15 protein-coding genes are annotated in these 19666 nt (G+C 63.7%); 7 read left to right on the forward strand and 8 right to left on the reverse strand.

The window, feature by feature from the left end; translation table 11 throughout:
* The first annotated feature begins 171 nt into the window (after positions 1-171).
* Positions 172-819 (forward strand): NfeD family protein, encoded by a 648-nt coding sequence (locus tag E8L03_RS11790; protein WP_171267465.1) that lies wholly within the window; start codon positions 172-174, stop codon positions 817-819.
* Between the two features lie 168 nt (positions 820-987).
* Positions 988-2586 carry a flotillin family protein gene (locus tag E8L03_RS11795; RefSeq protein ID WP_171267466.1) on the forward strand — a complete coding sequence of 533 codons (1599 nt, stop codon included), beginning with the start codon at positions 988-990 and terminating at the stop codon, positions 2584-2586.
* A gap of 107 nt (positions 2587-2693) precedes the next feature.
* Here E8L03_RS11795 and gap read toward each other — a convergent pair whose 3' ends face one another.
* Positions 2694-3710 (reverse strand): type I glyceraldehyde-3-phosphate dehydrogenase, encoded by a 1017-nt coding sequence (gene gap, locus E8L03_RS11800; RefSeq protein WP_144305443.1) that lies wholly within the window; start codon positions 3708-3710, stop codon positions 2694-2696.
* 27 nt (positions 3711-3737) lie between these two features.
* Entirely contained in the window at positions 3738-4298 is a 561-nt protein-coding gene (locus tag E8L03_RS11805) for a GAF domain-containing protein (RefSeq protein WP_144305444.1), read from the reverse strand.
* Between the two features lie 369 nt (positions 4299-4667).
* On the opposite strand from E8L03_RS11805, the gene E8L03_RS11810 reads away from it, so the two are divergent.
* The 3 genes from E8L03_RS11810 (at position 4668) to E8L03_RS11820 (ending at position 9856) form a co-directional block, all read left to right on the forward strand.
* A complete protein-coding gene (locus tag E8L03_RS11810) occupies positions 4668-5333 on the forward strand; it encodes a TetR/AcrR family transcriptional regulator (protein ID WP_171267467.1) in 666 nt (221 codons plus the stop codon).
* Positions 5334-5447: 114 nt separating this feature from the next.
* Positions 5448-6686 (forward strand): efflux RND transporter periplasmic adaptor subunit, encoded by a 1239-nt coding sequence (locus E8L03_RS11815; RefSeq protein WP_171267468.1) that lies wholly within the window; start codon positions 5448-5450, stop codon positions 6684-6686.
* 2 nt (positions 6687-6688) lie between these two features.
* Complete coding sequence (locus E8L03_RS11820; RefSeq protein WP_171267469.1) at positions 6689-9856, forward strand: multidrug efflux RND transporter permease subunit; 3168 nt, start codon at positions 6689-6691, stop codon at positions 9854-9856.
* A gap of 59 nt (positions 9857-9915) precedes the next feature.
* On the opposite strand, the gene E8L03_RS11825 is transcribed toward E8L03_RS11820, so the two are convergent.
* On the reverse strand, positions 9916-10578 hold the full coding sequence (locus E8L03_RS11825; protein ID WP_144305448.1) for a class I SAM-dependent methyltransferase: 663 nt from the start codon (positions 10576-10578) through the stop codon (positions 9916-9918).
* Positions 10579-10934: 356 nt separating this feature from the next.
* Between E8L03_RS11825 and E8L03_RS11830 the strand changes: the two genes are divergently transcribed.
* Together E8L03_RS11830 and E8L03_RS11835 are read left to right on the forward strand one after the other, a co-directional pair.
* A complete protein-coding gene (locus E8L03_RS11830; protein WP_167512459.1) occupies positions 10935-12011 on the forward strand; it encodes an AI-2E family transporter in 1077 nt (358 codons plus the stop codon).
* 213 nt (positions 12012-12224) lie between these two features.
* Positions 12225-13946 (forward strand): dipeptidase, encoded by a 1722-nt coding sequence (locus E8L03_RS11835; protein WP_171267470.1) that lies wholly within the window; start codon positions 12225-12227, stop codon positions 13944-13946.
* A 62-nt stretch (positions 13947-14008) separates the two neighbouring features.
* Here the strand turns inward: E8L03_RS11835 and E8L03_RS11840 are convergent, their stop codons facing one another.
* From E8L03_RS11840 to E8L03_RS11860, 5 genes are all read right to left on the reverse strand, one after another.
* Positions 14009-15145, reverse strand: coding sequence for a 2-aminoethylphosphonate--pyruvate transaminase (locus E8L03_RS11840; RefSeq protein ID WP_171267471.1), 1137 nt, complete (start codon positions 15143-15145; stop codon positions 14009-14011).
* A 17-nt stretch (positions 15146-15162) separates the two neighbouring features.
* The gene (gene pbfA, locus E8L03_RS11845) at positions 15163-16560 is read right to left on the reverse strand and encodes a (R)-1-hydroxy-2-aminoethylphosphonate ammonia-lyase (RefSeq protein ID WP_171267472.1); all 1398 of its coding nucleotides are present in this window, start codon (positions 16558-16560) and stop codon (positions 15163-15165) included.
* Positions 16561-16566: 6 nt separating this feature from the next.
* Positions 16567-17454 carry a phosphonoacetaldehyde hydrolase gene (phnX, locus tag E8L03_RS11850; protein ID WP_171267473.1) on the reverse strand — a complete coding sequence of 296 codons (888 nt, stop codon included), beginning with the start codon at positions 17452-17454 and terminating at the stop codon, positions 16567-16569.
* A gap of 88 nt (positions 17455-17542) precedes the next feature.
* Positions 17543-18637: an ABC transporter ATP-binding protein gene (locus tag E8L03_RS11855; protein ID WP_171267474.1), complete on the reverse strand. Its 1095-nt coding sequence runs from the start codon at positions 18635-18637 to the stop codon at positions 17543-17545.
* Entirely contained in the window at positions 18627-19661 is a 1035-nt protein-coding gene (locus tag E8L03_RS11860; protein WP_216367900.1) for an ABC transporter ATP-binding protein, read from the reverse strand. The genes E8L03_RS11855 and E8L03_RS11860 overlap by 11 nt, the downstream gene beginning before the upstream one ends.
* Between the last annotated feature and the right edge of the window lie 5 nt (positions 19662-19666).

Here is a 19666-nt window from a genome sequence, read left to right on the forward strand (position 1 = left end):
TCGCGCCGGCCTGCGTGGCCGGGCGGCCCTGCGCGCATACGCCCCCTCGGACGTTACCAAAGACAACCAGATGCAACCATTCCGCAAAGACGAAGCGAATATCCGATTTTTCTTGACTCGATTTGACCCCTATGGGAACTTTAACGAAACATTCAACAAGGTTGTAGCGTCATGCTGACAGGGTTCATCCAAAGCCTCGGGGGCAGCTTGCCGTATCTCATCATCCTTGCTGTCAGTTTTCTCGTCTTTCTGACCATGACGTTTCTCTCCTTTGGCGGGGAGGACGCCGACGGCTCCCACCTGGACAGCGGCGCCGGCGGGGACACGGCCCATGGCGACGCGCCCGATGACATGGGTGACGTGGGCGACGACCTCAGCCACGGCGACAGTCACGATGGCCATTTCCGCGGTCTGGTCCGCTACCTCTCCTTCCGCAACCTCATCAACTACCTCATGGGGTTCGGCGCTGCCGGCTTCCTGGCCATGCAGGCCGGACTGCACCCCTTCTGGGCCGCCAACTGCGCCGTGGCGGGCGGAGCCATCGCCGCCTTTGTCATGTACAAGCTCATGGCCGCGCTCTACTCGCTCTCCGAAGAGCAGGAGGACGACATGAGCGACGCCGCCGGCCAGATCGGCCGCGTCTACATCGAGATCGGCGCAAATCGCTCCCGCCGGGGCAAGGTGCTGGTGACCACCAAGAGCGCCCAGCGCGAGTTCGCGGCACTCACCGACAACCCGTCGCCCCTGCCGATCCACGCTTCCGTGCGGATCACAGCCTGCGAGGGGGACTGCCTGGTGGTGGAGCCGCTGGCCGAGTAGGCCGAGCCGATTTCGCAACATACATTGTGTAATATCTTTCGGCGGTGCGGACCACGCCCGCCTGCCGGACCATTGTCCAAGGAGCGCCGCACCTCGACCCTTTGAACGCCGCATCCCAATGAAAGTACATCCGCACCGACACTGCACCCCTTCTCCCAGGAGCTCTTCATGGAATTCGGATCGGTATTCGTACAGCTCTCGCTCTTTGTCGCGCTGCTTGTGGTCATCGGATTTCTGTCCTTCATCACGCTCATCAAGTTCTACAAACGCTGCCCGCCGGACAAGATCCTCGTGGTCTTCGGCCGGGTGGGCCGCATTGCCGGCGGCCAGGCACGCAGCGCCAAGTGCGTGCACGGCGGCGCCACCTTCGTCATTCCGGTGCTCCAGGACTACCAGTTCCTGGACCTGACGCCGCTGACCATAGACATCGATCTGAAGAGCGCGCTGTCCAAGGAGAACATCCGGGTCAACGCGCCGTCCACCTTCACCGTGGGCATATCCTCCTCCCCCGAGATCATGAACAACGCGGCCGAGCGCCTGCTGGGCCTGTCCATGGCCGAGGTGGAGCAGACCGCCTCGGACATCATCTTCGGCCAGTTCCGCGCCACCATCGCGACCATGAAGATCGAGGAGATCAACGCCGACCGCGAGAAGTTCCAGCAGACGGTGATGGACAACGTGGAGGACGAGCTGGGAAAGATCGGCCTGCGGCTGATCAACGTGAACATCAAGGACGTCACAGACGAGAGCAACTACCTGGCCGCACTGGGCAAACGCGCCGCGGCAGAGGCCACCAACAAGGCCAAGATCGAGGTGGCCGAGCAGGAGCGGAACGGCTCCGTGGGCGAGGCCAAGGCCGTGAAGGAGCGCGATATCCTGGTGGCGGAGGCGCATCGCGATACGAGGACAGCCACGGCCCAGGCAGAGGCAGAAGCCGTAAAGGGCGAGCGTGAGGCCAAAGCCATCGAGGCGGATGCCGAAAGCGCCCTGCGCGTGCGCCAGGCCTCGGCGGCGGCACTCGCCGTGAAGGGTGAGCGCGATGCGTTGCAGATCGAGGCTGCGGCGGACAGCGACTTGCGCATCAAGAAGGCCGAGGTGGACGCCAATGCGGCCAAGGCCGAGCGCATCCGCATGGCCGAGGCTGCCAAGGAAGCCCTGGAGTCCGAGAAGCTCACGGAGCTGGCGCGCAAGGATCGCGAAATTGCGGCCAAGCTGGCCGACACCGTGCCGGACGCCGAGGCGGCCAAGCAGCAGCTCATCATCGAGGCCGAAGCGCAGAAGTCGCAGCGGGTCATTCAGGCCGAGGCGGAAAAGGAAGCAGCCCAACGCCGCGGCGAAGGTGAAGGCCTGGAGATGCGCGCACGCATGGAGAACGAGGCCAAGGGCCTGGAAGCGCTGCTCGGCGCGCAGGCCGAGGGTCTGGGCAAGATCGTGGCCGCGGCCGGCGGCGACGCAGGCAAGGCCTTTATGCTGATGATGGCGGACAAGATGCCGGAGCTCTTCAAAATGCAAACCGAGGCGCTGCAGAACCTACAGATCGACAAGGTCCTGGTCATGGACGGCGGCTCCGGCGATGGCGTCTCCAACTTTGTGCAGGGATTCGCCCAGGCCCTGCCCTTTGCCCACGAGATCGCCGAGCTCGGCGGCATCAAGCTGCCCGGGCTGTTCATGGGCGAGCAGAAGGCCGAACCGCCGCAGCAGCCGGCCGTTCCCGAAGTTGCTGAAGAGAACGACCCGGAGGACGCCGGGGACGAGAGCGAATCCTAGCGACAGGCTTCGGCCGTATCCATACACGCAAAAAGGGCCGGGAGAATCTCCCGGCCCTTTCTCATTACCCTCAGGTCACGTTTGGGTCGGCAAAGCGGAAAGACGCACTACACCCAACGATCCTTGATGAGCTTGGCCAGGTCGGCAACGCGGCACGAGTAGCCCCATTCGTTGTCGTACCAGGTGACGAGCTTGGCGAAGTTGCCGTCCTGCACTTTGCAATACTCGGCCTCCACAATCGACGAGCGCGGGTCGCCCTTGAAGTCCATGGAGACGAGCGGGCGTTCGGAGTAGCCCAGGATGCCCTTGAGCGGACCTTCGGACGCCTGCTTGAGCGCATCCTTGAACCCTTCGGTGTCCGTGGCCTTTTCCAGCACGCAAGAGAAGTCCACGATGGAGACGGTAGGCGTGGGCACGCGCAGGGCGTAGCCTTCCAACTTGCCTTTGAGCTCCGGCAGCACCAGAGCCACGGCCTTGGCCGCGCCCGTGGTGGTGGGGATGATGTTCTGCCCGGCGGCGCGGGCCCGGCGCAGGTCCTTGTGCGGCAGGTCCAGGATGCGCTGGTCGTTGGTGTAGGAGTGCACGGTGCACATGGCGCCGCGCTCGATGCCGAAGCTCTCGTGGATCACCTTGGCCGCCGGGGCCAGGCAGTTGGTGGTGCACGAGGCGTTGGAAATGATCACGTGGTTCTTGGGGTCGTACTGGTCCTCGTTGACGCCGAGCACCACGGTGACGTCCTCTTCCTTGGCCGGGGCCGAGATGATGACCTTCTTGGCGCCCGCCTTGACGTGGGCCATGGCCTTGGGGCCGGTGCGGAAGATGCCCGTGGACTCGATCACCACATCCACGCCGAGATCGTCCCAGGGAATCTCCCGGGGGTCGCGCAGGGCGAAGCAGCGAATGTCCCAGCCGCCGAAGGAGATGGTATCCTCGGTGGCGCTCACCTCGAAAGGCGTATGTCCATAGTTGGTGTCGAACTCCAGCAGGTGGGCGTTGGTGGCGGTATCGTACAGATCGTTCACCGCAACCACCTGGAGATCATTCTCCCAATGTTCGCGCATGGCCTTGAGCACTTGGCGGCCGATACGGCCGAAGCCGTTGATGCCGACTCTGAGCGTATCCATAGAAATCTCCTCGAAATCGTCGTGGGGTTAGTCTTCGAAGATGCGGTTTTCGAAAGCCGAAAGCATCTCGTAGTCGGTTTTCAGGGCCTGATGGAGACGCGCGTTCTCGATGGCCAGGGCGCTGATGTCCGAGATGGCGTTGAGAAACTCCTTCTCGGCCTCGTCAAATGTGTACTTTTCTCCGGTGTAGACGCGCATGATGCCTATCACGCGCTGGTCGGTGCTCAGGGGCGCCACCAGCATGGAGACTATGCCCTCGTCCTTGGCGGCCTCCGGGTACTGGAAGCGCGAATCGCAGCACACGTCCTCGATCTCGACCACCTCGCCCTGCAGGGCTAGACGGTCCACACCGCTCTTTTCCACCTCCACGGGTCCCTTGCGAAGATAGTCGCGGGAAAGACCATAGGAAGCAGAGGCCTTGAGGTACTTGCCGCTGCGGTCCAGCAGGCGCAGGGTGCTGCCCCGGACGCCCATGCACTTCACGGTTTGCTCTACGATGGCGGCGATCACTTCCGTCGGCTCGAGGGTCGAGTTGATTGCCTTCACGGCGAGCACGACGGAACGGTAGTAGTTCTCATAACGGTCCATGGAATCCTCCTGGCGGATGGGAATACGGTATATAAGAGCTATCAATAATGAGACACACTAGCGCGTTGTCGGTGTCATATGCAAGGCGGCATCTGGAAAAGTACGCGTCTTGAAATCTCCGTGAGACTCTGGACAGGCGGGGCAAACAGCCCTCTTTATCACACGCCTGTGGATATTCGCTTCTGCGCCGCGCCGGCCTGCGCCCTCGGAACGATTGTCAGTCCCATTGTCTTAGGAATATTCCCGAAATCTGCCTGCGGCCATGATTTTCCCGGTGGCACACAAATGAAAGTTGACGGAAGTTCACAAGAGCGATAAGACCCCCCCATACACTGACTGACTTGTCAGTCAATTAATTGGAATAAATGTATGAGCGATTGTCAGAAGAACTGCGCGCGGCCCGGCCGCCCCTGCGATCCGACCCTGGAGCAGCGCCGGAAGAACGAGATCCTGCACCACGCCGTGCTGCTCTTTGCGCGCCACGGATACTCCAGGACCGACGTGGGAGCCATTGCCGACGCCGCCGGCTGCGCCAAGGGCACGGTCTACAACTACTTCAACAGCAAGCTGACCCTGTTTCAGGAGACTGTGGACTACGTGATGATCGGACTGCTCGATGCGACCTCGTCTTCCCGCGCCGAGGACCCCCTCGATCGCATCAGCGACAGCGTCCGCTCTTTCCTTGGGTACTTCGACGAACACCCGGAGTTTGTGGAAATCCTCGTCCAGGAACGCTCCGTGTTGAGGGATCGGCGCACCCCCGCCTACCGGAAGTACCGCTCGGCGCATCGCGACCAGGCCAGGGCTCTGTTCCGGTCGCTCATCGAGGCAGGCGTGTTCCGCGAGATTCCAATAGACAACACCCTGGATATCATCGGCAACACTTTGTACGGCACCATCTTCACCAACTACTTCACCGGACGCGTTTCGAGCATGGAACAACAGGCCGCAGACATCAAAAATCTCATCATGCACGGCCTGCTTACGTCTTCCAGCAGTCCAAATGACGACGTGGCAGCAACGCTAGGCGATTAGCCTCCCTTCGCACATATTGATCGCCATGGAGGCATGGCGGACCTGTTCCCGGCTTGTTTGCCGGTGGAGACCCCGTCCGCATGCTTTTCGGGGGCGGAACGACAAGGAACGATCATGGAAGAAACAACAGCACACAACCAGAAGCCCGGCATGACGGCGCGTTTCATCTGGCGCGCCATCGTGCTCCTCATACTTGCGGCCACGGTGGTCGGCGGCATTCTGTACTGGAACAAAGCGGATCACGGTCCCCAGGCCGTGCAATCCAGCGCGCAGCAACAGGCCGTGCCCGTGCATATCCTGACCATGCAGCCCAAGACCGTGCCTCTGAAGCAGGTCTTTCTAGGACAGACCGAGTCGTCGCAGACCGTGGAGATCCGCGCGCGGGTCAACGGCTTCCTCGAAAGCAAACACTTCACCGAAGGCGGCCATGTCAAGGCGGGACAGCTTCTGTTCAGCATCGATCCCCGATCCTTCCAGGCCGCCCTGGACATGACCAAGGCGCAGCTTGCCAGCGCCCAGGCCCAGCTTGAACGCATCAATCAGCAGCTCAAGCGCTACACAGCGCTGCGGCAAAGCGGCTCCGCGACCGAGGACGAGCTGAACGAGCTGCAGACTGATCAGAGCGTGGCCCTGGCCAACATCGAGCTGGAAAAGGCCCGTATCGTGCAGACCGAGCTCGACCTGAGCTACACCAAGGTCGAATCCCCCATCGACGGTCTCATCGGCATGGCCCAGAAGGATGTGGGCAGCTACGTGGACAACACGAGCGGCGGCCTGCTGGCCGTGGTGGAGAAGATCGATCCTATCTATGTGCGCTACACCGTGAGCGAGCAGGACATGCTGCAGGCCAAGCGCATGGCCCAGAGCGGCGAGACCAACCAGCCCGGCATCCAGGACATGCGCCTTGAGATCACCCTGGCCGACGGCACCAAGTACGCCCATACCGGCGCCATCTCCTACACGGCGCCGCAGATCGATACGAACACCGGCTCCGCCGTGGTGCGCGGTACGTTTCCCAACCCCGACGGCGAGCTCATGCCCGGCCAGTTCGTGCATGTGAATGTGGAAGGCGTGGAGCGCCTGAATGCGCTCAAGGTTCCCAAGGGCGCCGTGATCCAGAATCCTACGGGAGCCATGGTCTACGTGGCCAACGACTCCATGAAGGCCGAGATACGGCCGATTACTCTGGGCCCCTGGCAGGATGACATGTGGATTGTCGAGTCCGGGTTGCACCCCGGCGACAAGGTCATCGTCGACCAGATCATGCACCTCCGGCCCGGCATGACCGTGTCGCAAGCCCCGGACGAGCCGGCCGCCCAGGCCGACGGATCACAGCCGAAGAGCGAGCAGTAGCCATGTTTTCGCGCTTTTTCATCGACCGTCCGGTCTTCTCTTGCGTGCTGTCCATCCTCATCCTGCTCGCGGGCATCGTTTCCATTTTCGCGCTGCCCATCGCCGAGTATCCCGAAATCACGCCGCCTACCGTCCAGATTGACGCAACCTACCCCGGCGCGGACGCCCAGACGGCAGCCGAGTCGGTAGCTTCGCCCATTGAGCAGCAGCTCAGCGGCGTCAAGAACCTGCTCTACTTCAGCGCGCTCTGCTCCAACAACGGCGCCGTGAACATCGTGGCCACCTTCGAGATCGGCACGGACCAGGACATGGCGGCCGTGGAGGTGCAGAACCGGCTCTCCATCGCCGAACCGCAGTTGCCCGCCGAGGTCGTGCGCCAGGGCATCACCGTGACCAAGTCGTCCACGAGTATGCTCGGCGTGCTGGCCCTGGAGTCCGATGGCCGTTACGACGACATCTTCCTGAGCAACTACGCCACGATCAACCTTCTGGACATGATCAAACGCGTGCCCGGCGTGGGTGATGCGAGCGTGTTCGGTACCAAAGACTACTCCATGCGCATCTGGGTCGACCCGGACCAGTTGGCATCGAGGGGTCTGACCGTATCCGAGGTGGCCGCCGCCATTCGTGAGCAGAACGCGGTGTTTCCGGCCGGTACCATCGGCCAGCGTCCTTCCGGCGACCGTCTCGAACTGACCGTGCCGGTGCTCACACAGGGCCGGCTCCAGGAGGCGTCCCAATATGAGAACATCATCCTGCGCGCCAACCCGGACGGCTCCAGGCTGCTGCTCAAGGACGTGGCCACTGTCGAGATGGGCGCGAAAAGCTACGACTTCTTCGGTCGTGTGAACGGCAAGCCCACCACGCTCATCCCCGTGTACCTCCAGGTGGGCGCCAACGCCCTGGACACCATGAACGGCGTGCGCGAGGCCATGGACCACGCGGCCAAGAGCTTCCCGCCCGGCGTGTCCTACAGCGTGCCCCACGACACCACCGACTTCATCCAGGCCTCCATGGAGGAGGTCGTACACACACTGATCGAGGCCGTTATCCTGGTTCTCGTGGTGGTCTTCCTCTTCCTGCAATCCTGGCGAGCCACGCTCATTCCGCTCCTGGCCGTACCCGTGGCCATCGTGGGAACCTTCGGCGGCATGCTCGCCCTGGGCTTCACCATCAACACCCTGACCATGTTCGGTCTGGTGCTGGCTATCGGCATCGTGGTGGATGACGCCATCGTGGTGGTGGAGAACGTGGAACGCATCATGGAGCAGGAAGGGCTCGGCCCGCGGGACGCCACGATCAAAGCCATGGAGCAGGTGACCGGCGCACTCGTGGCCATCGTGCTCGTGCTCTCTGCGGTCTTCGTTCCCGTGGCCTTCCTGGGCGGTCTCACCGGACAGCTCTACAAGCAGTTCGCCGTGACCATCGCCGTGTCCGTGGCCATCTCCGGCCTGGTGGCGCTCACCCTGAGCCCGGCCCTGTGCCGGCTGATTCTGCGCCCTTCCCACGGCAGGCCGTTCATCCTGTTCCGCTGGTTCAACTCGCTGGTCGAGAACATGACCTCGGGCTACACCGGAGGCGTCCGCCGGGCCATACGCTGGGCTCCGGTCACAATGGCCATATTCGGCGTGCTCTGCTGGGGCGCGTACACCCTCCAGAAGACCGTGCCCACGGGCTTTCTGCCTTCGGAAGACCAGGGCTTCGTGCTCAACTTCGTCATGCTCCCGGACGGCGCTTCACTGGACCGCACGGACGAGCTGACGCGTGAGGCCGAGGAGTTCTTCCTGAGCAACCCGGCCGTGGAGCAGACCATCCTGCTCGGCGGCCTGGACTTCCTGAGCGGTGGCATCACCAGCACCAGCGCTGCAACCATGTTCATCAGCCTCAAGCCCTTTGACGAGCGGCTCGATCCGAACCTCTCCGCAGCGTCCGTGGCCAGACAGGCCATCATGCACTTCATGGGCAATGGCAAAGGCCGGGTTCTGGCGGTTACGCCGCCCGCGATTCACGGCCTGGGCACCCGCGCCGGATTCCAGCTCGAACTGCAGGCCCGCGGTGGGGGAACCACCGAGGAGCTGGCCGACGTGGCCAGCAAGTTCGTTGCAGCAACCAACCAGGACCAGATGCTGAGCGAGGTGCGCGGCACCCTGCGAGTCACCCAGCCGCAGCTCTACGTGGACCTGAACCGCGAGAAAACCAAGATGATGGGCGTGCAGGTGGCCGACGTGTTCGAAGCCATGCAGGCCTACCTGAGCTCACTTTACGTCAACGACTTCAACAAGTTCGGCCGCATCTGGCGCGTGCAGCTCCAGGCCGAGTCCGAGTTCCGCGACAGCCCCTCGGACATCGGCCGGATATTCGTGCGCAACGACAAGGGCGACATGGTGCCGCTGTCCGGCGTGACCGACCTCAGCTACCGCGCCGGAGCGAACGCGGTCTCGCACTTCAACGGCTTCCCCTCTGTCCAGATCACCGGCGCTCCTGCGCCGGGCATCAGCAGTGGCGCAGCCATGGATGAGGTCACCAAGATCGCGTCCGAGGTCCTGCCGCAAGGCTATGGCTTCGAGTGGAGCGGCGCATCCTACCAGGAGATCAAGGCCGGCAACCAGGCGCCCATGGTCCTGGCGTTCGGCATCGTGGTCGTGTTCCTGGTGCTGGCCGCCCAGTACGAGAAGTGGAGCCTGCCCGTCGCAGTGCTCGGCGTCCTGCCCATCGCCATTCTCGGCGCACTGGTGGCCGTGTTCATGCGCGATCTGGCGCAGGACATCTACTTCCAGATCGGCTTGTTGACCCTTGTGGGTCTGTCGGCCAAGAACGCCATCCTCATCGTGGAGTTCTGCGTGGCCGCGCACCGAGACGGCATGTCCATCGTGGACTCGGCCCTGTATGCAGCGCGCATGCGCTTCCGGCCCATCATCATGACGTCGCTGGCCTTCATCCTGGGCGTTGTGCCTCTGGCCATCTCCACCGGCGCCGGTGCTGCGGCCCGCCACTCCATCGGCACGGGCGTCATCGGCGGCATGCTCGCCGCCACATTCCTGGCCATCTTCTTCGTCCCGGTCTTCTTCGTGATCATCCAGAAGGCGAGCTCGTTCCTCGACCGGAGCGAGGACACCTACCTGGAGAAGCTGGACGGCCATTCGGATAAGAAAGAAGAGAAGAAGCCGTAATCCTGCCAACGCAAAAAGGGCGCCGAATCGATCGGCGCCCTTTTTTTGTCTGCGCGGCCTCAATGGCACAAAGCGTTGTCGCGCGGTGTGTATATCCAGTACTCCAGAATGAAGCCGAACAACCGGTTGGGCCGAATGACGCAATTGGTCACGCCCGCGTCGATGCAGAGCCGCGCGATCTGTTTTCGGCTCAACAGGTGCATGTAATTGTCTGTCGCCCAGCCCTGTCCCCGCCGCCGCAGATACCAGTCGAAGCGCTCCTTGCCCAGATAGTGCAGGAATGGCGTGCGCGTGTGCACCTCCACAGGAAAGTAGAGGTTCGGCGTGGTAATGAAAAAACGTTTGGCGACGCGCCGTATTTCCTTGAGAAAGGCGACTTGGCGAGAGTAATCGCCAACATGCTCGATGACGGCGTTGGACCACAGGAGGTCGAATGTCTGATCTGCGAAGGGAAAAATCGCTCCGTCATAGCGGCTGAAGGACACATCCGGATACCGCTCGATGATGGCTTTCGGCTCTTCGACGCCCAAAGCGCTGAGCCGGTTCGGAAAAGGGTAGTGCTTCTCGATGTAGTTCGTGGTGGAAGAGAACTCGCGCTCGGAAAAGCCCACGTCCAGAGCCAGATCCTCAGGCCCAGGGACAAATTCACCGATAAAGAAGCGCCATTTCTTGTGCCTGTTGTTATTCGAGAAGTGATACGCGAGGCTGTTCAACGTTACCATGCCCACCCCTCCAGCGTAGGAAGGCCACTTCCTGTACCAATGTGATAAGACACCGGGATAATGCTAAGAATGGTTGACGCATTCTATACAGCGACGGTTATCTATTGTCTAGATAGTCAACGCAAAAGCGTTCCTCTTTCACAAAAGTTTTTCCTGGCCGACGCCGGTCCGGCAGCGGCTACCAGGATGCTGATTCCTTTCCCGAATCGCTCTGTATGTGTGTATTGCAAGGCCGTTTGGAACATCGTATTATAATTAAGGAACGCGCAGCGCGGACCACGGCCGGGTTTGCGGCGTCTTCCGGCCAGGCCAGGACGCGGGAACCGACCATCCACAACACAAGAGCGGAGACGCCCATGCAACAATCCCAACGCACCAGCACTCATGGCGTCGTCATCTTTGCCTGCGCGCTTTTCATCCCCATCGCCTGCGTCTTCATCCTCACCTACTGGCGCGCCATCTTCATGCCCATCGTGCTGGCCGTGATGGTCTGGTACCTGATCAACGCCATGGCCCACGCCTACACCCGGGTCCCCTTTCCCATCTTCCGCCACAGCAAGAAGCTGGGTCTGCTGCTCTCCATCTGCACCGTCTTCCTGGTGGGGCTGGGCCTGTTCCAGCTCACCATGCAGAGCATCGGCGCGGCCGAGGCGCTCTACCCGACCTATGAGCAAAAGCTGGACGCCCTGCTGGTGGGTATTTCCACACAGCTCCACCTGGAAAAGACCCTGAACATCTCCCAGCTCCTCGACCGCCTGGACCTCAGCTCCGTCGCCTCGTTCATAGCCTCCAGAACGGCGGGCATCGTCTTCACCCTGCTCATGGTCTTCTTCTACGTCATCTTCCTGCTCATGCAGCAGCGCTACTTCCACGACAAGGTCGCGCTGATCGTGGGCTCTGAGGAGCGGGCAGCCTCGGTGGACATCGTCTTCCGCAAGATCAACAAGGAGATACGGACCTACATCGGCGTGATGGCCTTTCTGGCCGTGATCACCGGCCTGTTCACCTTTGTCGTGCTCTGGTGGCTGGGCATGGACTTCGCCGTGCTGCTCTCGGTGGTTGTGGCGCTGTTCAGCTTCATCCCAACCCTGGGCACGGCCTTCGGCATTGTGGTGCCGTCGCTCATGGCGCTTTTGCAGTTCGATTCCTACTCTCCGTTCTTCGTGGTGGTCATCTCCCTGGGAACCATGCAGATCGTGTTCAACAACTACCTGCAACCCAAGCTCATGGGCCGCTCCATGAACCTCAGCCCGTTCCTCATTCTCGTCTCCCTGGCCGTGTGGGGCTGGATCTGGGGGATCACGGGCGCAGTGCTCTGCATCCCCATAACCGTGTCGCTGATGATCGTGTTCGCGCAGTTTGAGACCACCAGGCCCATCGCCGTGCTGCTTTCCATGGACGGCAAGCTGGACGCGGGCCAGTCCGAGCCCTGATACTCGTCGCGGCCGTTCTCCGGCCGCCTTCCTCCCCTTCCCCAGGTCTGAGCCTATCTTTGCATCCGGGCCGCGCTCCCTTGCCGTGGCCCGGCGCAACGTTTACCGTGCCGCCGTAGCCGCCCTTGCGCAGGGCGCCAACGCTTAACGGACCGTATGGACCGGCGCATCGATCCTCCTTTCTGGAGTCAACCCCCAACCAGAAGGACTCCCGTGAAACACCTTGTCTCTTTTCTTCTCGTTTTCCTGCTCGCAGCGCCTTCGGCCCTGGCCTGCACCACCACCATCACCGGCAAGGACGCCTCTGCCGACGGCTCGGTGCTGGTCTCCCACTCGGACGACGGGCTCTCCGACGCGCGCATGGTCTATGTGCCGCCCATGGATCACAAACCCGGCTCCAAGCGGGCGGTCTTCTACTCCCACGACGCCCTGGGCTTCAAGCCGGAGTGGGGCGGCACCGAGACCCAGCGGCTGGTCACGGACACCCGCGGCCCCGGCTACACCAATCCGAAGCTCGCACAGAGCGTTCCCCTGGGCTACATCCCCCAGGTGGCTCACACCTACGGCTACTTCGACGCCAACTACGGCCTGGTCAACGAGCACGGCCTGGCCATAGGCGAGTGCACGGACAAGGCCAAGGTCCATCCCCAGCCTGATCCGGACAAACGCATCTTCTACTCGGCCGAGCTCTCCCGCGTGGCCCTGGAGCGCTGCACCACGGCGCGCGAGGCCGTGGAGCTCATGGGCCAGCTCATCGAGCAGTACGGCTACTACGGCACGGGCGAGACCCTGCTGGTGGCGGACAAAGACGAGGGCTGGGTCTTCGAGATGTGTGGCTACGACATGGAGGGCGCCGGCGGCGTCTGGGTTGCCCAGCGTGTGCCGGATGACGGCTTTTTCGTGGCGGCCAACGAGTTCCGCATCCGCAAGATTCGCAAGGACGCGCCGGACATGCTCTACTCCAAGAACGTCTTCGACATCGCCCGGAAGAAAGGCTGGTGGAAGCCGGCGGACGGCGCCCTGGACTGGGCAAAGACATACAGCGGCGGCGAGTTCCACCACCCCTACTACTCCCTGCGCCGGGTCTGGCGGGCGCAGTCTCTGGTTGCCCCTTCGCTGAAGCTGCCCGCCTGGGTGGACGGCCCATTCACCACCGCCTACCCCTTTGCCATCACACCCGACCAGAAGCTGGACGTGGAGGACATCGCGGCCATCCACCGCGACAACTACGAGGGCACGGAGTTCGACCTGACCAAGGGTCTGGCCGCCGGCCCCTTCGGCAATCCCAACCGCTTCGAGGGCCATGGCGAGGCCGTGTCCGACGGCAGCCTCTCTTCGGTCAAGGGCGCCTTTGAGCGGCCGCTGAACATTTACCGCTGTGTGTACTCCTACGTGACCCAGTGCCGCGGCACCATGCCGGCCGGCATCGGCACGGTAATCTGGTTTGCGCCGGACCGCCCGGCCACGGCCGTGCTCATGCCCTTCTACGCCGGCGCGCTGAACCTGCCGGAAAGCGTGCAGACGGCCGACGCCCTGGTCTACAACGAGAAGAGCATGTGGACCGCGTTCAACTACGTGGCCAACTACGCCATGCTCAAGTACTCCTACATGATCAAGGATATCCACGCCCTGCGCGATACGTTCGAGGCCGCCGCCCTGGGAGGGCAGAAGGAGCTGGAGGCAAAAGCCGCGGCGCTGTGGAACGACGGCAAGGAGCACGAGGCCCAAGCGCTGCTCACCGAGTACTCGGACAAGAACGCCGCCAAGGTGCTCGCCGCGTGGTGGGAGCTCTCCCACGACCTCTACATCAAGTACAACGACGGCTACGTAAACACCAAGGGCGACCTGGGCGAGCCGGTGTTCTACCCGGCGTGGTGGCTCAAGAAGGTGGACTACCCGGACGGCCCCCTGCACTACGAAAAATCGGCGAACTAGGAAGTACAGCGGCAGGCTCCGACCCTCCGGAGCCTGCCGCTTTCTTTCAAATCCTGTGGCGATCAGCTTCCGACTGTCTGCTCGCCCTGCATCTCGTCCAGAGCCTGCGCTACGGCCTTCAGCAGACCCGGCACATCCTGCGGCCCGAATTCGCCGATGGTGCCGATGCGGAATGTGGCCGCGCCAGTGACCTTGCCGGGGTAGATGACGTAGCCCATCGCCTTGAGGCGGCTGTAGAACTCGCCGAACTCGAAAGCGCCTGTCTCCGGATAGAGAAATGACGTGATGATGGGCGATTGCAGAACGTCCGGCAGCAGCGTGCGGAAGCCCAGCTCGCGCAAGCCCTGCACCAGCAGGCGCTGGTTCTCGCTGTACCGGGCGTGCCGCGCGGCCACGCCTCCCTCGGCCTGAAGCTCGTCCAGGGCCTGGGCAAAGGCGCGCACCACGTGCGTAGGCGAGGTGAACCGCCACTTGCCGCCCTTGTCCTCCATCACCTTCCACTGCTCATAGGCGTCCAGGGAGAGCGACCGCGCCCTGCCCTCCAGCGTTTCCATCTCCGAACGCCTGGCCAGGATGAAGCCGAAGCCAGGCACGCCCTGAATGCACTTGTTCGCGCTGGATACCAGGAAGTCCGCGCCGATGCCGGCCATATCCATGGGGATGCCGCCAAAGCTCGACATGGCGTCCACGATGTAGATGCGGCCAGCCTCCTTGACCACGCTGCCGATGGCCTCCACCGGGTTGAGCATACCGGTGGTGGTCTCGCAGTGGACCACGGCCACGTGGCTGATGGTGGGATCGTTTGCCAGCTCCTCCCGCACCACGCCCGGCTCCACGGCGTCTGTCTCGCCGAAGTCCAGCATGGTGGCCTGAATGCCGGCGCGCTCGGCGATCCGGGCCATGCGCTCACCGTAGTGGCCGTTGGCCAGCACCAGCAAATGGCCGTCATCCGGCACGGCAGTGGTGATGCACGACTCCACGGAAAAGGTGCCGCTGCCCTGCATGAGCACGCTGGTGTAGCCGGGCGTATCCGTGGCCAGGGCCACCAGCCGGCTGCGCACTGCCTGGACGATGTCGTTGTACTCCGCGTCCCAGGTGCACCAGTCGCGGAACATGGCCGCACGCACGGACTTGCTTGTGGAGAGCGGGCCGGGCGTCAGCAACACGTAGGGGTTGTCGGGCATCAGGTTCAGGTCCATTCGGTTCGTTTCCTTTGTCAGGCTGTGGGATGATCCAGGGCATGGGCCAGACCCGCCGCGACGATATCCGCCGCGAGGTCCAGGTCCTGTGTGTCGATATTCAGCGGCGGCGTAAGCGTGAGCACCACGCCGTGGGAGGTCTTGAAAGACAGGCCGCGCTCCAGGCAGGCGTACATGACGCGGTCCGCAAGATCGCGCGCAGCCTCCTTGCCGTCGGGATGGCGCAGCTCCACGGCAAGGGTCAGGCCCAGACCGCGGATGTCCGTAATGACCGCGTCCAGGCGAGGATCGTTGCGCATGGCCTGCAAGCGTTCGAGCAGATACGCGCCGCTTTCCGCCGACCGGGTCACGAGGTCTTCGCGCTCAATAGTCTCCAGCACGGCCAGTCCGCAGGCCGCGCCGATGGGCGACTTCTCGTGCGTGTAGTGGCCCAGCGCTGCCTGCGGCGCCACGTCCAGCTCCGGTCTGGCGAGCATGGCGGCCATGGGAAACACGCCGCCGCCCAGACCCTTGCCCAGCACCAGGATGTCGGGATCGGCCCCGAAGTGCTCGCAGGCAAAGAGTCTGCCTGTGCGGCCCAGGCACACCGCCGTCTCGTCGAAGATCAGCAGCGCGCCGTGGCGGTTGCATATCTCGCGCACCGCCGGCCAGAACCCCGGCGGCGGGGGCGACGCCGTGGTGCAGCGTATGGGTTCGGCAATGACTGCGGCCACGTCGCCCTCATGCGCCATGACGTACTCGAGGTGCTCAGCGCAGGCCAAACCGCAGCGGCCGCAGTCCGTTTCCTTGGGGTGGATGCAGCGTCCCGGCTCCGGCGGCGGCACGTGGACCGCACCGGGCAGCAGCGGACCCACGCCCTGGCGGAACAGCGCTTCCCCGCCTATGGAGACCGCATCCAGCGAGGCCCCGTGGAAGGAGTCCCAGAAGGAGACGGTCTTGAACCGGCCGGTGGCGTACCGTGCCAGCTTAAGCGCCATACCCACGGCCAGTGTGCCGCCCGGCGCGAAGAGCGCCTTGCCCAGCGGCTCCGGTGCGCTCTCCACCAATGCCTTGGCCAGATTCACGGCCGCGCGGTTGGCGTAGCGCCTGGGGCTGAAGGAGAGTTCCTCCAGCTGATGTTGCAGCGCCGCGACCACGGCCGGATGGGCAAAGCCGAGCTGGTGCACGCTGTTGCCGTGGAAGTCCAGATACTCGCGGCCGTCCATATCCGCGATGCGGGAGCCCGAGGCCCCGGCAAGGGCGTTGAGGCACGGCGTGGACAGGGACTGGCGCAGGAAGTAGCGCTCATCCTCGGCCAGGAGCGCCCGCGCGTCCGGGCCCAGGCGCTCCTGCCAAGCCGCGCGATAGGGCGACTGGTTCACGTCCCCTTCGCCAGGGGGCAACCCGGTATCGGGCCGGTCCGCCTTGTTTCGCATGGCCTGCTACCGCACTCCGGCCAGGATCTTGTGCGAGATGGGGCCGGCAAAGAGTGGCGTGACGCCCTTCTGCATCCTGCCCTCGATGTCGTCGATGACGATCTCCAGGTCCGCGGCCGACTCGACCACGAAGTGCGCCCCGGCAGCAAAGAAGCGGTCCGCCACCTCGCGCATCCGCCGCCGCAGCTCAACCGGGTCCAGGGATGCAACCTCGGCCTCGCTCAGGCCCAGCTCGTTGCCCGTGCGGCACACGCCCACGGCCCACATGCCGGCGTTGCGGCCCTCCTGGATGTCGCTCACCGTGTCGCCCACCTTGACCATGGCTTCCATGGGGTAGACGTCCAGGGCCATGGCGTTCTGGTAGCACATCCACGGCCAGGGACGACCAGCCGGCGCCTCCGAAGCGCAGGTCCAGTAATCCGGCGCATAGCCATGGGCCGCGGCCACCGGAACAAGCGCCTCCATCATGGGCAGTGTGTAGCCAGTGCAGGAGCCGATGGCCACGCCGCGGCGGCGCAGCGCATCCATGGCCTCCACCACACCGGTGATGGGCTCGGCGTGGGAGGTGACCGCCTCGACCATCATGGGTTCGAGCAGCGCGTACACGGCATTGACGGCTTTTTCGTCCGGTTCGGTCTTGGCGGCTTCGCGCCATTTGGCGGCCACGCTGTCCAGCTTCAGCATGGCGCGCACGTGGTCGATTTTTTCCAGCCCCATGAACGGGCGGATCTCGTCGAGGGTAACGTCCACGCCGTGCTCGGCAAAGGAGCGGGCAAAGACGGCGGTGGGGCCCAGACTGCCGTGGTCAACGGCGGTGCCGGCCCAGTCCAGCACCACGGCCAGGATGGGGCCGGGGTACGGTGCGGTGTGGATGTACGGAGTGTTTTTGGTCATGGTCTTCTTTTTTGGTAAAGGATTGCTTGATAGTAAAAACGCGATATGCGCCCGCCGCGATGCGACACCGGTGCAGTCTGACCCCGCCCTACCCCTTGCCGCGCAGGTCCAGCTCCCCGGCAAAGTGGCAGGCCACGAAGTGCTCGGGCCGGACCTCCCGCCACTGGGGAGTCTCCTGGGCGCAGCGCTCTACGGCGTAGGGGCAGCGGGTGTGGAACCGGCATCCGGGCGGTGGATCGCTCGGGTCCGGTACTTCGCCTTCCAGGGCGATTGGTTCGAAGGGTACGTCCTCATCCACCGTGGGCACGGCGGAGAGCAAGGCATGGGTGTATGGGTGTAGCGGTTCGAAGAAGATGGCCTCCGTGGGGGCCAGCTCCACAAGCCTGCCCACGTAGAGCACGGCCACGCGGTCCGATATCTGGGCCACCACGGAGAGGTCGTGCGCGATGAAGAGGTAGGAGACGCGCATCTCCCGCTGGAGATCGGCCAAGAGGTTGATGATCTCGGCCTGGATGGAGACGTCCAGGGCAGCCACGGACTCGTCGCAGACCACGAAGCTGGGGTTGGCCACCAGGGCGCGGGCAATGCACACGCGCTGGCGCTGCCCGCCGCTGAAGGCGTGGGGAAAACGGCGCAGGTGCTCCAGGTTGAGCTTGCACTTGGCCGCGATGCGCCGCACCCTGTCGTTGATCTCCTTGTTGGAAAGATTGCCGTTGGCCGCCTCCAGAGGCTCGGCGATGATCTCGCCGGCGGTCATGCGCGGGTTCAACGAGCCGGTGGAGCCGCCGGGATGACAGATGAGCGGCTCGGCAATGATGTCGCGCACGGTCATCCGCGGGTTCAGGGAGCCGTACGGGTCCTGGAAGATGAGCTGCATGTGGTTGCGGAAGCGGCGCAGCTCTCTGCCCTCCAGCTTGTCCACGCGCACGGGGGAGCCGTTGGCGTGGAAGATCACCTCCCCGGCCGAGGGGTTGATGGCGCGCAGAATGGCCCGGCCGATGGTGGTCTTGCCGGAGCCGGACTCGCCCACGAGGCCGAGCGTTTCGTTGCGGCGTATAGAGAAGCTGACGCCGTCCACGGCGCGCACCGTTTTGGTGGAGCGCTTGAGGAGACCGCCGCCCTTGACCGTAAAGTGGACCTCGAGATCCTTGACCTCAATGAGTGGTTCGCGTTCAGCAGCCATGGGTGCTCTCCCCATACAGATGGCAGCGCACGCTGCTCAGCGGCGTGGCGTGGGTCTCCGCCGGCATGACCTGGTCGCAGCGGTCCTCGATGCGGTGGATGCAGCGGGTGTGGAAGGGACAGCCCTGCGGCCGCTCCAGCGGGCTGGGGATGTCGCCGGCAATGGGCGTGAGCCTGCGCTTGAGGCTCTTCAGCGACGGAATGGCCTGAAGCAGCCCCTGGGTGTAGGGATGCTGCGGGTTCCTGATGACCTCGCGGGCGGGCCCGCGCTCCAGGATGCGGCCCAGGTACATCACCGCGATCTCGTCGGCCACCTGGGCGATGATGGCCATGTCGTGGGTGATGAAGATCATGGACATGTCGAACTCGTCCTGCAGCTCGCGCATGAGGTCCAGAATCTGCGCCTGGATGGTCACGTCCAGGGCCGTGGTGGGCTCGTCCGCCACCAGGATGGATGGGTTCATGGCCAGGGTCATGGCGATCATGGCGCGCTGGCGCATGCCGCCGGAGAGCTCGTGCACGTACTGGTCGAAGCACATGGACGGGTTGAAGATGCCCACCCGCGCCAGCATGCCCTCGGCGAACTCCCGCGCCTCGGCCCGGTTCATGGAGCGGTGCAGGCGGATGGCCTCGCTCATCTGGTTGCCTATGGTGTAGACCGGCGAGAAGGAGGCCATGGGCTCCTGGAAGATCATGCCGATCTCGCCGCCGCGGATGCGGCGCAGCGTCCTGGACCCCGGCGACAGAGACGTGACGTCAATGGTCTTGCCGTCCTTGCGCTTCAGGGTGATGCGCGAGTCTGGCGGAATCACCGCGTTCCTGGGCAGCAGACGGATGCACGCCTTGGTGCTCACGCTCTTGCCGGAGCCGGACTCGCCTACGATGCCCAGGGTCCTGCCCTTGTACGCGGCGAAGTCGAGGTTCTCCACGGCCTGCACAACGCCCTCGTCCGTGCGGAAGGAGACGCTGAGGTTCCTGACGTCCAGAACGGGCTCGGCGGCCTGCTCGGTGGCTGTGTTCATCATGAAAT

Source organism: Oceanidesulfovibrio marinus (assembly GCF_013085545.1).
Lineage (GTDB): Bacteria > Desulfobacterota > Desulfovibrionia > Desulfovibrionales > Desulfovibrionaceae > Oceanidesulfovibrio > Oceanidesulfovibrio marinus.